Origin of the sequence: Streptomyces violens, assembly GCF_000717745.1 — a bacterium.
GTDB lineage: Bacteria > Actinomycetota > Actinomycetes > Streptomycetales > Streptomycetaceae > Streptomyces > Streptomyces violens.
This window is the reverse complement of the sequence record NZ_JOBH01000010.1, coordinates 132,638-146,160: the sequence shown is the minus strand read 5'-3', so window position 1 is coordinate 146,160 and position 13,523 is coordinate 132,638. Positions and strand designations below refer to the sequence as shown.

Genomic DNA, 13,523 nt, shown 5'->3' with positions numbered 1-13,523 from the left:
TTCACTCGTAGCCGTGCCGGTGGGTCTCCTCGATCACGGGCGCTGCGGGCGGCGGTGGCTGCATGCGCCGCCGCTTGAAGATGCTGACGTAAGCGGCGATACCGATGATGCCGACCGCCATCAGGATCAGGCCCACGAGATCGAGGTTGACCCCGGCCATCTGCCAGTCCACCGCGAAGGTCAGGATTCCTCCGGCGGCGAGCAGACCGATGCACCAGCCGATGCCCATGATGTGCGCCTCCTCTGGATCGGCGGTTCCGGGCGGGTCCCGCGCCGAGTACCCGGACGCGGAGGCGTCAATCAGCCGCCCGCCAATCCAGAAGCGCCGTACCTCAGTTGTGCGGTTCCGGCTCTTCCGGCTCTCCCGTCCCGTCCCTGGCGAAGAGCTGGGTCAGCGTGCTGATCGTGTAGACGTCCGTGGCCTTCTCGTCGACCAGATGCATCTCGGCGAGCCGGTCCAGCCCGTCCTGGGTGTGCTCCAGGTCCGAGCCGGCCAGCGCGGCCGCCGCCGAGGCGTTCAGCTGCCCGTCCGTACTGGTCGCCAGCGCGCTCAGCAGCCGTGCGTCGTCCGCCGAGAGCCGGGCCACGGACATCCGCAGCGCCGAGGCGATCCCGGTGTCCTCCGCGGAGAGCAGCGACAGCCGGCGCCGCTCGTCGCGCAGCGCGGCCGCCAGCCGGGCCAGCCGCCAGCGCGGCCGGGCGGTCAGCTGGGCGACCGCGGCACGCAGCGCCAGCGGCAGCCCGTCGCACAGTTCGACCAGCTCGCGGGCGGCCTCCGGGTCCTCGTCCACCCGCTCGGCGCCGAGCATCGCGCCCAGCAGCGCCACGCCCTCCGGTACGCCGAACACCTGCAGCCCCACCGGCCGGGCGCAGTCGGTGGCCACCAGACCGTCCAGCCTGCTCCGGCTGGTCACGATCGTGGCGCAGCCGGGGCCGCCGGGCAGCAGCGGCCGTACCTGCGCCGAGCTGCCGGCGTTGTCCAGTACGACCAGCAGCCGGCGGTCCGCGACCAGCGAGCGGTACAGCGCGGACGCGGCCGTCGCGGAGGACGGCACGGCGTGCTCCGGCGTCCCCAGCGCGGTGAGGAAGAAGCGCAGTACGGCGGCCGGTTCGGCCGCGTCGCCCTCGCCGAAACCGCGCAGGTCGGCGAAGAGCTGCCCGTCGGGGAAGTCGGCGGCGTGCTGGTGTGCCCACTGCACGGCGCACGCGGTCTTGCCGACCCCGGCCGGTCCGGTCACGACCGCCAGCGGGCTGTCGCTCTCCGGGCCGGAGTCGCCGGTCAGCGCAGCGGTGAGCCGCTCCAGCGCCGCTCCGCGGCCGAGGAAGCGGGCGGGTGGCCGAGGCAGCAGCCGGGGCGGGACAGGGCCCGTACCCGCGCCACCGTCCGGGCCGACGCCGGACGGCCCGGTTTCACGTGAAACCGCCGCAGCCGGGGGTTCGGCACCGCCGTCCGCAGCGGTCCCGGCATCAGGAGCGCCCGGCCCGCCCGCCGTACGGGCTGCCGGTACCGTGCCGGTGCCCGGCGTCGCCTCCTCCGCCCGCAGGATCTCCTCGTACGCCCCGCGCAGCCGCGCGCCCGGATCGACGCCCAGCTCCTCGTTCAGCAGCCGCCGGGTGCGGTGGTACCAGTCAAGCGCGTCCGACTGGCGCCCCGTGCGGAACAGCGCCCGCATCAGGGCGGCGATCAGCCCCTCCCGCAGCGGATGCTGCACCGCGGCGGTGTAGAGCACGGACGCGGCCTGCTCGTGCTCGCCCAGTGCGCTGTGCGCGCGGGCCAGCGCCTCCACCGCCGTCAGCCGCCGCTCGTCCAGCGCGTGCGTGGCGGCGGCGAACGGCGGACTGGTGACCGTGCCGGTCAGCGCGGGACCGCGCCACAGCCCGAGCGCCTCCCGCAGCAGCGGCACGGCGTCGGCCGGGGCCGCCTCGGGTCGGGCCAGCGAAACCAGTTCACCAAAGCGGTGCGCGTCGATCAGCTCCTCGGGGAGCCGCAGCAGATACGCCGAGCCGTGCGTGGCCAGCTCCACGCCGTACGCCTCGGCGCCGGCCGCCGCGAGCGTGGCGCGCAGCCGCGACACATGTCCCTGCACGACCGTGCGGGCGTGCTCCGGCGGCTCGTCCTCCCACAGGGAGTCGATCAACTGATCCAGCGGGACGGTGGTGTTGGGCCGCAGGAGCAGCAGCGCGAGCACGCTGCGCCGCTTGGCGGGTCCGAGCGCGAGTTCGCCCGCGGCGGTGGTGACGCTGACCGGACCCAGCAGGGAGAACTCCAACTCAGCCCTCCAGGAAGGCTGTCAGGGCCGCGGCCAGCAGATGCGGGTCTTCGGCGCCGCACAGCTCGCGCGCCGAGTGCATCGAGAGGATCGCGACACCGATGTCGACGGTGGTGATGCCGTGCCGGGCGGCGGTGATCGGGCCGATCGTCGTGCCGCACGGCATGGAGTTGTTCGAGACGAAGTTCTGCCACGGCACACCGGCCCGCTCGCAGGCGTCGGCGAAGACCGCGCGGCCGCCGCCGTCGGTGGCGTACCGCTGGTTGACGTTGACCTTCAGGATCGGGCCGCCGTTGGGCAGCGGGTGGTGGCCCGGCTCGTGCCGTTCGGTGTAGTTGGGGTGGACGGCGTGGCCGGTGTCGGAGGACAGGCAGACCGTGCCGGCGAAGGCACGCGCCCGGTCCTCGTAACTGCCGCCGCGCGCGAAGACCGAACGCTCCAGCACGGTGCCCAGCAGCGGGCCGTCGGCGCCGGTGTCGGACTGGCTGCCGTTCTCCTCGTGGTCGAAGGCGGCCAGCACCGGGATGCAGGACAGGCCGTCCTGTGCGGAGGCGGCGGCGAGCGCGGCCGTACCGGCGTGCACGGAGAGGAGGTTGTCCATCCGCGGCCCGGCGACCAGCTCCTGGTCCCGGCCCAGGTAGGCGGGCGGCTCGACGCTGTGCACCATCAGGTCCCAGCCGCGCACGTCACCGGCGGCGAGCCCCGCCTCCTCCTCGACGAAGGAGATCAGGCCGCCCTCCTGGACCTCGCCCAGGCCCCAGATCGGCGTCATGTGCCGCTGCTTGTCGAGCTTGAGGCCGTCGGCGTTGACCGACCGGTCCAGGTGCACGGCGAGCTGCGGCACGCGCAGCAGCGGCCGGTCGACGTTGACCAGCCGGTGGCTGCCGTCCCGCAGCGTCAGGCGCCCGGACAGGCCCAGGTCCCGGTCGAGCCAGGTGTTGAGCAGCGTGCCGCCGTAGATCTCGACCGCGATCTGCCGCCAGCCGCGCGCCCCCGTGTCCGGGATCGGCTTCACGCGGAGGTTCGGGGAGTCGGTGTGTGCGCCGACGATGCGGAAGGGCGTCGCCGGGGTCGCGCCCTCGGGGACGTACCAGGCGATCAGGGCGCCGCCGCGGAGCACGTACCTTCCGCCCGCCTCGCCGTCCCAGGCGTCGGTCTCGACGACCTGCCGGAAGCCGGCCTTCTCCAGCCGGGCGGCCGCGTTCGCCACCGCGTGGTACGGCGACGGGCTCGCGGCGAGGAAGGACATCAGGTCGTCGGTGTGGCCGCGATCGAAGCGGACAGATGTGCTCATGGATTCAGCATAAGGACGCGTTGCACCGGGTGGGTGTTGCGCCGTACGGATGAGTGGAATCCGGCGTAGGTGTGGCCGGTGTGACACCGGTGCTCAAAGGGACTCAGGAGCCGCCCAAGACCGGCCAATGCCCCCGCCCAAGACCGGCCAATGCCCCCGCCCAGGAACGGCCAATGCCCCCGCCCAAGAACGGGCAATGCCCCCGGCCAGGAACCGCCGATGGCCCCGCCCGGAACGGTCCGGACGGGGCCATGAACGGCAGGCGGAGGCGAGCCTCAGCGGCGGATCAGAACGCCGCCTCGTCCAGCTCCATCAGCGACTGGTCGACGGACTCGGCGAGCCCGCGCTGCACGGCGACGCCCGGCAGGACGTTGTGCGCGAAGAACTTCGCCGCCGCGACCTTGCCCTGGTAGAACGCCTTGTCCTTCGAGGACGCGGTCGCAAGCTTCTCCTGGGCCACCGCGGCGCCCTTGAGCAGCAGGTAACCGATGACGACGTCACCGGAGGCCATCAGCAGGCGCGTGGTGTTCAGCCCCACCTTGTAGATGGACTTGACGTCCTTCTCCGTGGCGGCGAGATCGGTCAGCATCGCGCCGACGATCGCCTCCAGGTCGGCGGCGGCCTTGGCCAGCTCGCCGCGTGCGCCCTCCAGCTCCTCGCCGCCGGCCGCCTCGGCCAGGAACTTCTTGATGGTCTCCGAGAGCTGGGTCAGCGCCGCGCCCTGGTTGCGGACGATCTTCCGGAAGAAGAAGTCCTGGCCCTGGATGGCGGTGGTGCCCTCGTAGAGGGTGTCGATCTTGGAGTCCCGGATGTACTGCTCGATCGGGTACTCCTGCAGGTAGCCGGAGCCGCCGAAGGTCTGCAGCGACTGGGCCAGCTGCTCGTAGGACTTCTCCGAGCCGTAGCCCTTCACGATCGGCAGCAGCAGGTCGTTCAGCGCGTGCGCGGCCGAGGCGTCCTCGCCCGCGCTCTCCTTGATCAGGATCTCGTCCTGGACGGTGGCCGTGTAGAGCACCAGGGCGCGCATGCCCTCCGCGTACGCCTTCTGCGTCATCAGCGAGCGGCGCACGTCGGGGTGGTGGGTGATCGTGACGCGCGGCGCCTTCTTGTCGGTGAAGGCGGCCAGGTCCGGGCCCTGCACACGCTCCTTGGCGTACTCCAGCGCGTTCAGGTAGCCGGTCGACAGGGTCGCGATGGCCTTCGTGCCGACCATCATCCGGGCGAACTCGATGATGCGGAACATCTGGCGGATGCCGTCGTGCTTCTCGCCGATGAGCCAGCCCTTGGCGGGGTGCTTGTCGCCGAAGGTCATCTCGCAGGTGTTGGACGCCTTCAGGCCCATCTTGTGCTCGACGTTCGTGGCGTACACGCCGTTGCGGTCGCCCAGCTCGCCGGTCTCGAAGTCGAACTCGTACTTCGGGACCAGGAAGAGGGACAGGCCCTTGGTGCCGGGGCCGTGGCCCTCGGGGCGCGCCAGCACGTAGTGGAGGATGTTCTCCGCCATGTCGTGCTCACCCGAGGTGATGAAGCGCTTCACGCCCTCGATGTGCCAGGAGCCGTCCGCCTGCTGGACCGCCTTGGTCCGGCCGGCGCCGACGTCCGAACCCGCGTCGGGCTCGGTCAGCACCATCGTGGAGCCCCAGCCCTTCTCGGTGGCGACCTTGGCGATGTGCTTCTGCTGCTCGGTGCCCTCCTCGAAGAGCACGCCGGCGAAGGCCGGACCGGAGGCGTACATCCACACGGCCGGGTTCGAGCCCAGGATGGACTCGGCGAAGGCCCACAGCAGGGAGCGCGGCGTGGTCGTGCCGCCGATCTCCTCCGGGACGCCCAGCCGCCACCACTCGGCGTCCATGTACGCCTGGTAGCTCTTCTTGAAGGTCTCCGGGACCGGCGCGGTGTTGGTCTCGGGGTCGAAGACCGGCGGGTTCCGGTCGGCGTCCTCGAACGACGCGGCCAGCTCGTTCTCGGCCAGCCGGGCGATCTCGGACAGCACGCTCTTGGCGGTGTCGACGTCCATCTCCGCGAACGGGCCGGTGCCGTACACGCTGTCGCGGCCGAGCACCTCGAAGAGGTTGAACTCGATGTCGCGGAGATTCGACTTGTAGTGCCCCATGGCGACGGCTCCGTAATCCTTCGTGAGGAAGTCCTCAAACACATACCAGGTAGTAGCTTCGATGATGCTACCCGTCGGTAATAAGAAGCAACCCCTAACGGCCCATCTGTGACTCAGTACGCTTTGCAGCTATGTACGGCTACGACCAGAACGTGGGCGCGGGTCAGCAGGGTTACGGCGCTGCGCCGCCTCCGCCGCAGCAGGCTCCTGGCGGTTACGGCGGGCAGCCGTTGTATCCGGAGCCGTCCCCGCCCTCCCTCGCCGACGCGGTGCGTGCCTTCACCACCGGTTCGATGTCGGCCGAGGACTTCCAGGGCATCTTCTCGACGTCCAAGGTGTACTGCCCGCGGGGTGACAACCCGGGGTTCCTGGCGCTGCACAACACTCAGCAGCCGGTGATCCCGATGTTCACCTCGCTCAAGGAGCTGCGCTCCTACGCCGGCAAGGAGTCCAAGTACTTCGTGATCACCGGCGCCGAGGTCCTCGACCTGCTGCCGACGGGGTACGGCTTCGTGCTCGACATGGAGGGCGAGCACCGCATGGTGTTCGACGCCAAGGCGGTGGAGCAGATGGTCGACTTCGCGATGCGGCGGATGTACGGCTAGCGCGATCGCTTCGTGTGCTTCGTGGACGGCTGATCCCGTCCGCTCCGACCCGGTGGGCCGGTCACGTGGATACGTGACCGGCCCACCGGTTTGTTGGCGCCTCTGACCTGCGTGAACGTCTTTGGGAATGAAGCGCGGCTTGCGGGTTGTTCAGTGTTCAACTAAATTGAGCGTTGAACGACCGAGGAGGCCGTCATGCCCGCAGTGACCGTTGAGAACCCGCTGACCCTGCCGCGCGTCGCGGCGCCCGCCGAGGGGCGGCAGCGCCCCGCACTCGCCGTATCGACCGCGCCCAGCGGTTTCGAGGGCGAGGGCTTCCCCGTCCGCCGTGCCTTCGCCGGCATCGACTACAAGCACCTCGACCCGTTCATCATGATGGACCAGATGGGCGAGGTGGAGTACGCGCCGGGCGAGCCGAAGGGCACGCCCTGGCACCCGCACCGCGGCTTCGAGACGGTCACGTACCTGATCGACGGCACCTTCGTGCACCAGGACTCGCACGGTGGCGGCGGCACGATCAACGACGGTGACACTCAGTGGATGACGGCCGGCAGCGGCCTGCTGCACATCGAGGCGCCGCCGGAGTCGCTGGTGATGTCCGGCGGTCTCTTCCACGGCCTGCAGCTGTGGGTGAACCTGCCGAAGCGCGACAAGATGATGGCCCCCCGCTACCAGGACATCGGCGGCGGCCAGGTCAAGCTGCTGACCTCGTCCGACGGCGGTGCGCTGCTGCGGCTGATCGCGGGCGACATCGACGGCCACGAGGGCCCCGGCATCACGCACACGCCGATCACGATGATGCACGTCTCGCTCAACCCGGGCGCCGAGCTGACGCTGCCCTGGCGGTCGGACTTCAACGCGCTGGCGTACGGGCTGGCCGGGCGCGGCACAGCGGGCCCCGAGGGCCGTCCGTTCCGGATGGGCCAGTCGGTCGTCTTCGGCGCCGGTGACTCGCTCACGATCAAGGCGGACGCGACCCAGGAGTCCCGCAGCCCGAACTTCGAGGTCGTGCTGCTCGGCGGGCAGCCGATCCGCGAGCCGATGATGCACTACGGCCCGTTCGTGATGAACACGCACGCCGAGCTTGCCCAGGCGTTCGAGGACTTCCAGGCGGGGCGCCTCGGCACGATTCCCGCTGCCGCGGGCTGAGCTGCCGCCGGTTGATCCGACTCGCCCACGGCCGTGCCCGGTGTTTCACGTGAAACGCCGGGCACGGCCGTGTCCGTGTTGCCACGGCGGCTCGCCGTAGGGGTTCGCTGCGTCGGCCGGGTGCCGGATGTGTCCGGTTGGGCGCGCAGTTCCCCGCGCCCCTGGGGGGCACGTGGTGGACTGGCCCGGTGCAGAAAAGGTTGAACGGGGATGATCGGGAAGCGCTGCTTCCCCTCGGTGCTCGTCGGGCGGCGGCCTGGTGCGGGCTGCTGTTGCTGGTCGCGGCGGTGGTCGCGGTCGCCGTATGGCTGACCGTGCACCTGAAGGCGGCCGTGACGCCCGTACTGCTGGCCCTGCTGGGCAGTGCGCTGCTCGGGCCGGTGTACCGGCGGCTGGTCGCGATGAAGGTCAACCGTTCGCTGGCGTCCGGGCTGACCTGCGCCGTGCTGCTGGTGGTCGTCGGCGGAGCCGGGTACATCGTGGTGTCGGCGCTGATCGACACCGGCGACCAGATCGTGTCGTCGGTGCAGCGGGCGACCCGGGAGCTCACCAAGCACCTGGGCGCTTCCGGCACCTCGCTGGGCGACCTGACGGCGAATGCCAAGGAGCTGGCGGAGAAGTTCGGCGGCCGGGCCGCGACCGGACTGCTCTCCGGGATCAGCCTGCTCGGCCAGACGGTGGCCGCCGCCGTGCTGGCGCTGCTGCTGACCTTCTTCTTCCTGCGGGACGCCGAGCGGGCGGTGGGCGTCATGCGGTCCTGGGCACCGGGCGAGTCCGGGCCGCAGCTGGAGCGGATGGCGCGGCGCGGCTTCGAGGCCGTCGAGGGTTTCATGCGTGGGACGACGGTCATCGCGCTGATCGACGCCGTCTGCATCACGGTCGGGCTGCTGATCCTGGGGGTACCGGGCGCGGTCGGGCTGGGCGCGCTGGTCTTCGTCGGCGCGTACATCCCGTACCTCGGCGCGTTCATCTCCGGCGCGGTCGCGGTACTGGTCGCGCTGGCCGACCGCGGGTTCGTGATCGCGCTGTGGGCGCTGGGCGTCGTACTGGCCGTGCAGGTGCTCGAAGGGCACGTCCTGCAGCCGATGGTCCAGAGCCGTACCGTCCATATGCACCCGGCCGTGGTGCTGCTCGCGATCACCGCGGGCGCGAGCGTGGCGGGCATCCTCGGGATGCTGCTGGCCGTGCCGCTGACGGCGGCGGCCACCGGGATCCTGTCAGAGCTGCACCAGCGCTACGCGGCCGGTTCGGAGAGCGAGGAGCCGGGCAGCGAGGGACCGCCGTCCGGCGGCTCCTCCGGGGACACGTCCGGCGGCGCCCCGGCCTGAGCCGCGTCCGGTACGGCGGCGGCCTTTTCCTGCGCGTCCTCGTACAGCTCGAACCAGATCGACTTGCCGTCCCCGCGCGGATTCACGCCCCAGGCGCCCGCCAGCAGCTCCATCAGGACCAGGCCGCGCCCGGAGGAGGCCAGCTCGCCGGGGCGACGGCGGTGCGGCAGCTCGTCGCTGCTGTCGGCGACGTCCACCCGGACGCGCCGGGAGCCCTTCACACCGGAGATCTCGGCGATCAGCAGGGCGTCGCCGTCGGTGTGCAGCAGGACGTTGGTGACCATCTCGGAGACCATCAGGGCGGCCGAGTCGATCTGGTCCTCGTCGGCCCAGTCGTGCAGCACGTCGCGGATCTGGCCGCGGGCCTCGGAGATCCGCTCCGGCTCGGCCTGCGCGATGGTCAGTACCGTGCGGCGCACGGGCGCGCGCGGCTCCAGCCCGCCGGTGCCGATGGCGCAGCTGCCGCCCTCACGGCACAGCAGCAGCATCGCGATGTCGTCCTCGCGGCGGTCGGCGAGCCGCCCGGTGGTGTGGTGCGAGGACGGTCCGTGCACGGCCTGTACCAGCGCGTCGGCGAGCGTTTCGAGGCTGTCGCCGGACTCCGGTTCCTCGTGGTTCTCGATGATGTCCCGCAGCCGCGCCCAGCCGCTCTCCAGGTCGTGCCCGCCGGTCTCGATGAGCCCGTCCGTGCAGACGAGCATTGTCTCGCCGGGCTCCAGGACCAGCCGGGTGGTGGGGTAGTCGGTGTCCGGCTCGATGCCCAGCGGCAGCCCGCCCGCGGTCGGCCGCACCAGCATCGTGCCGTCGGTCATCCGGATGGCGGGGTCGGGGTGGCCGGCCCGGGCGATGTCCAGCAGCCCCGTGGCCGGGTCGACCTCGATGTACAGGCAGGTCGCGAAGCGCGGGTCCAGCCCATCGGCCTCGGTGTCGTTCAGGCCGGAGAGGAAGCGGGAGGCACGGGAGAGCACGGCGTCGGGGTGGTGGCCCTCCGAGGCGTAGGCGCGCAGCGCGATCCGCAGCTGGCCCATGAGGCCGGCGGCCCGTACGTCGTGGCCCTGCACGTCCCCGATGACCAGGGCGATCCGGCCCGAGGGCAGCGTGATCATGTCGTACCAGTCGCCGCCGACCTCCAGGCCGCCGCCGGTGGGGACGTACCGCGCGGCCACCGCCATGCCGGGGATGTCCGGCTGCACCGTCGGCATCATGCTGCGCTGCAGGCCGACCGTCAGCTCCAGCTGCGATTCCTGGTCGCCGGCCCGGTGCAGCGCCTGGGCGAGCATCCGGGCGACGGTGGTGAGCACCGAGCGCTCGTCGGGCGTGAAGGCGACCCGGTGGGCGAAGGCGGCCATCCAGGCGCCGACCGTCCGGCCGGCGCTGATCAGCGGCAGGAAGGCCCAGGACTGGCGGTCGAAGCGCGCGGCCATCGGCCAGGTCGCGGGGAACCGGCGGTGGTAGTCCTCCGGGGTGGGGAGGTAAATGGCGCGCCCGGTCCGTATCACCTCGGCGGCCGGATAGTCGGTGTTCAGGGACATGTCGACGAACGGCTGCTCGTCTCCGGGGCGCTGTCCGTGGTGCCCGATGACCGATATGTGGTCGCCCTTGATGCCGAAGACGGCCAGCCCGTCGGGCATGAAGCCGGGCATGGACAGGCCGGCCGCCACCCGCAGGACCTCGGCGGTGGAGCGGGCCTCGGCCAGTGCACGGCCCGCGTCCAGCAGGAACGCCTCGCGGGAGCGGCGCCAGTCGCCGGTGACGGGGGTGCGCGCCGCGGACGTGCCCGGCTGCGGCTCGGGTACCTCCTGGAGGGTGCCGAGCAGCTCGTAGCTGTTGTCCAGCGGGGTGACGCGGGCCCGGCAGCGGACGACGCGCAGCACCTTGCCGTCGGTGTCCATGACCCGCAGTCTGCCCTCGGCGAGGGTGCCCTCGGTCAGCGCGAGATGGACGACGCCGTTGATCTCGGCGAAGTCGACGGCGTGGAAACGGGAGCGGATGAAGGCTTCGCTGAAGTCGGCCGGCTCCTCGGGCAGCCCGAGCAGCCTGGCCGCCTCGGCGTCCAGCCTCACCTTGCCCACTGCGTGGTCCCAGTGCCACAGGCCGGTGCCAATGGCGGCCAGGACGTCCTTGGTGCGCATTGCATCACTTTAGGTGGGTTTCACGGAGGCTCACCAGTGCGAAGGACGTGACCCTGGTCCCATGGTGTTCCCACGCGGCGCTCAGGAGGGCCTTGTCGTGGATATGGCAGCCCGGAGCGGCGGAGCGGAGCGGTAACCTGGAGCGGTTATGCCAATCCTGGGGTGATCATCGGGTGCCGACCGGGAGCCGACCCCGGCCTCCCTCCCCCGTGCCCCACCTCGACTCGCGACGACTTGGATGAGCGATGCATCGGTACCGGTCCCATAACTGCGGCGAGCTCCGGGCCGCGGACGTCGACACGGACGTCCGCCTCAGCGGCTGGCTGCACAATCGACGTGACCTGGGCGGCATCCTCTTCATCGATCTGCGCGACCACCACGGCATCACGCAGCTCGTCGCCCGCCCCGGCACCCCCGCCAACGAAGCGCTCGGCTCCCTGACCAAGGAGTCCGTCGTCCGCATCGACGGCAAGGTCAGCGCCCGCGGCGCGGACAACATCAACCCCGACCTGCCCACCGGCGAGGTCGAGATCGAGGTCTCCGCGGTCGAGGTGCTCGGCGCCGCCGAGCAGATCCCCTTCACGATCAACGCCGAGGACGGGGTCAACGAGGAGAAGCGCCTGGAGTACCGCTTCCTCGACCTCCGCCGCGAGCGCATGCACCGCAACATCATGCTGCGCACGGCTGTCATCTCGGCCATCCGCCAGAAGATGGTGACGCTCGGCTTCAACGAGATGGCGACGCCGATCCTGTCCGCGACCTCTCCCGAGGGCGCGCGCGACTTCCTGGTCCCCTCGCGTCTGCACGCCGGCAAGTTCTACGCCCTGCCGCAGGCCCCGCAGCAGTTCAAGCAGCTGCTGATGATCGCGGGCTTCGACCGGTACTTCCAGATCGCGCCGTGCTTCCGTGACGAGGACGCCCGCGCGGACCGCTCGCCCGGCGAGTTCTACCAGCTCGACATCGAGATGAGCTTCGTCGAGCAGGAGGATGTCTTCCAGCCCGTCGAGAAGCTGATGACCGAGCTCTTCACCGAGTTCGGCGGCGGCCGCGAGGTCACCTCGCCGTTCCCGCGCATCCCGTTCCGCGAGTCGATGCTCAAGTACGGCAACGACAAGCCCGACCTGCGCGCCAAGCTGGAACTGGTCGACGTCTCGGACGTCTTCGCGGGCAGCGGCTTCAAGGCGTTCGCCGGCAAGCACGTCCGCGCGCTGGCCGTGCCGGACACCGCCGACCAGCCGCGCAAGTTCTTCGACCAGCTCGGTGAGTACGCCGTCGAGCAGGGCGCGAAGGGCCTCGCCTGGGTCCGCGTCGGCGAGGAGAACGCCCTCACCGGCCCGATCGCCAAGTTCCTCACCGAGGACGACGTCAAGGCGCTGGTGACGAAGCTGGACCTGAAGCCCGGCCACGCCGTCTTCTTCGGCGCGGGCGAGTTCGACGAGGTCTCCAAGATCATGGGCGCCGTCCGCGTCGAGGCCGCCAAGCGCGCGGGCCACTTCGAAGAGGGCGTCTTCCGCTTCTGCTGGATCGTCGACTTCCCGATGTTCGAGAAGGACGAGGAGACCGGCAAGATCGAGTTCTCCCACAACCCCTTCTCGATGCCGCAGGGCGGTCTCGAAGCCCTCGAGACCAAGGACCCGCTGGACATCCTGGCCTGGCAGTACGACATCGTCTGCAACGGCGTCGAGCTGTCCTCCGGCGCGATCCGTAACCACGAGCCCGAGGTCATGTACAAGGCCTTCTCGATCGCCGGTTACGACAAGGACACCGTCGAGGCCGAGTTCGGCGGCATGCTCCGCGCGTTCAAGTTCGGCGCCCCGCCGCACGGTGGCATCGCCCCCGGCGTCGACCGCATCGTCATGCTCCTCGCCGACGAGCCGAACATCCGCGAGACCATCGCCTTCCCCCTCAACGGCAACGCCCAGGACCTCCTGATGGGCGCCCCCAGCGAGGTCGAGGAGTCCCGCCTCAAGGAACTCCACCTCTCGATCCGCAAGCCGCAGGTGAAGTAAGCAGCACGCAGACGAAGGGCCCGGAACCGCTCGGCGGTTCCGGGCCCTTCGTGCGTTTGCCGCACGTCAGTCGGTCAGCTGCCCGGACTGCTGTACGGCGGTCACGGAATGGACCGTGTGGACGGAGCGGACGGCGGGCTGCGGCACCGGCTGCCCGGCGGGGGGGGGCGGGGAGCGGGTCATCGGCCCGGTCGCGCGGCCGGGACCAGGGCAGCATGGCGGCGATGGCCTCCAGTACCTGGCTCATCCCGGTCAGCACGTGCGGCAGGTCTTCGGCGCGGGCCTTGCACACCACGAGCCGTACGACATAGGCAGCGAGCAGGGCGAGGACGAGGAGGGCGAGGACGCCGGTCGCGGCGAGCCATACCGGCGCGGTGGTGAGGACGGTCTGAGCGTGGGACAAGTACTGCCTCCGAAAAGCAAAAGGCCCCCTGAAGAGATTCAGGGAGCCATGGACGGTCGGACTCGGACGGAGCGGTAAAGCAGATGGAGCGGTAAAGCAGAAAAGCCCCCGTCCTCCGAAGAGGAAGGGAGCTGTCGTACTGACGTCACATGCGGTTGTACTGCTTCTGCGTGTGATCGTTCGGTGCTCTGATTCTACCAGCCGTGTCAACCCCTGAGGC

Annotated in this window: 9 protein-coding genes; 4 read left to right on the top strand and 5 right to left on the bottom strand. The window is 70.7% G+C overall.

Annotation, left to right across the window (positions count from 1 at the left end; all coding sequences use genetic code 11):
* Window position 1: 1 nt before the first annotated feature.
* The 4 genes from IF04_RS0119865 to IF04_RS0119850 all read right to left on the bottom strand — a co-directional run bounded on the left by IF04_RS0119865 (window position 2) and on the right by IF04_RS0119850 (window position 5,677).
* Window positions 2-229: a DUF6458 family protein gene (locus tag IF04_RS0119865; RefSeq protein WP_030259226.1), complete on the bottom strand. Its 228-nt coding sequence runs from the start codon at window positions 227-229 to the stop codon at window positions 2-4.
* A gap of 103 nt (window positions 230-332) precedes the next feature.
* The gene (locus IF04_RS0119860; RefSeq protein ID WP_037960018.1) at window positions 333-2,270 is read right to left on the bottom strand and encodes an AfsR/SARP family transcriptional regulator; all 1,938 of its coding nucleotides are present in this window, start codon (window positions 2,268-2,270) and stop codon (window positions 333-335) included.
* Between the two features lies 1 nt (window position 2,271).
* Entirely contained in the window at window positions 2,272-3,564 is a 1,293-nt protein-coding gene (locus tag IF04_RS0119855; RefSeq protein ID WP_030259221.1) for a M18 family aminopeptidase, read from the bottom strand.
* A 286-nt stretch (window positions 3,565-3,850) separates the two neighbouring features.
* Window positions 3,851-5,677 carry an acyl-CoA dehydrogenase gene (locus IF04_RS0119850; RefSeq protein WP_030259217.1) on the bottom strand — a complete coding sequence of 609 codons (1,827 nt, stop codon included), beginning with the start codon at window positions 5,675-5,677 and terminating at the stop codon, window positions 3,851-3,853.
* Between the two features lie 131 nt (window positions 5,678-5,808).
* Here IF04_RS0119850 and IF04_RS0119845 point away from each other — a divergent pair, with 131 nt between their 5' ends.
* The 3 genes from IF04_RS0119845 (at window position 5,809) to IF04_RS0119835 (ending at window position 8,759) form a co-directional block, all read left to right on the top strand.
* Window positions 5,809-6,282 carry an SseB family protein gene (locus tag IF04_RS0119845; protein WP_030259215.1) on the top strand — a complete coding sequence of 158 codons (474 nt, stop codon included), beginning with the start codon at window positions 5,809-5,811 and terminating at the stop codon, window positions 6,280-6,282.
* A gap of 195 nt (window positions 6,283-6,477) precedes the next feature.
* Window positions 6,478-7,431 (top strand): pirin family protein, encoded by a 954-nt coding sequence (locus IF04_RS0119840; protein WP_030259210.1) that lies wholly within the window; start codon window positions 6,478-6,480, stop codon window positions 7,429-7,431.
* A gap of 200 nt (window positions 7,432-7,631) precedes the next feature.
* Entirely contained in the window at window positions 7,632-8,759 is a 1,128-nt protein-coding gene (locus IF04_RS0119835; RefSeq protein WP_030259207.1) for an AI-2E family transporter, read from the top strand.
* On the opposite strand, the gene IF04_RS0119830 is transcribed toward IF04_RS0119835, so the two are convergent.
* Window positions 8,666-10,891: an ATP-binding SpoIIE family protein phosphatase gene (locus tag IF04_RS0119830; protein WP_078600510.1), complete on the bottom strand. Its 2,226-nt coding sequence runs from the start codon at window positions 10,889-10,891 to the stop codon at window positions 8,666-8,668. The genes IF04_RS0119835 and IF04_RS0119830 overlap by 94 nt on opposite strands.
* A 245-nt stretch (window positions 10,892-11,136) precedes the next feature.
* On the opposite strand from IF04_RS0119830, the gene aspS reads away from it, so the two are divergent.
* On the top strand, window positions 11,137-12,900 hold the full coding sequence (gene aspS, locus IF04_RS0119825; protein ID WP_030259199.1) for an aspartate--tRNA ligase: 1,764 nt from the start codon (window positions 11,137-11,139) through the stop codon (window positions 12,898-12,900).
* Window positions 12,901-13,523: the final 623 nt, after the last annotated feature.

What these genes read in the sequence shown, in the direction of transcription:
- IF04_RS0119865 (WP_030259226.1), bottom strand. Translation starts at nt 229, where the DNA reads ATGGGCATCGGCTGGTGCATCGGTCTGCTCGCCGCCGGAGGAATCCTG.
- IF04_RS0119855 (WP_030259221.1), bottom strand. Translation starts at nt 3,564, where the DNA reads ATGAGCACATCTGTCCGCTTCGATCGCGGCCACACCGACGACCTGATG.
- IF04_RS0119850 (WP_030259217.1), bottom strand. Translation starts at nt 5,677, where the DNA reads ATGGGGCACTACAAGTCGAATCTCCGCGACATCGAGTTCAACCTCTTC.
- IF04_RS0119845 (WP_030259215.1), top strand. Translation starts at nt 5,809, where the DNA reads ATGTACGGCTACGACCAGAACGTGGGCGCGGGTCAGCAGGGTTACGGC.
- IF04_RS0119840 (WP_030259210.1), top strand. Translation starts at nt 6,478, where the DNA reads ATGCCCGCAGTGACCGTTGAGAACCCGCTGACCCTGCCGCGCGTCGCG.
- IF04_RS0119830 (WP_078600510.1), bottom strand. Translation starts at nt 10,891, where the DNA reads ATGCGCACCAAGGACGTCCTGGCCGCCATTGGCACCGGCCTGTGGCAC.
- aspS (WP_030259199.1), top strand. Translation starts at nt 11,137, where the DNA reads ATGCATCGGTACCGGTCCCATAACTGCGGCGAGCTCCGGGCCGCGGAC.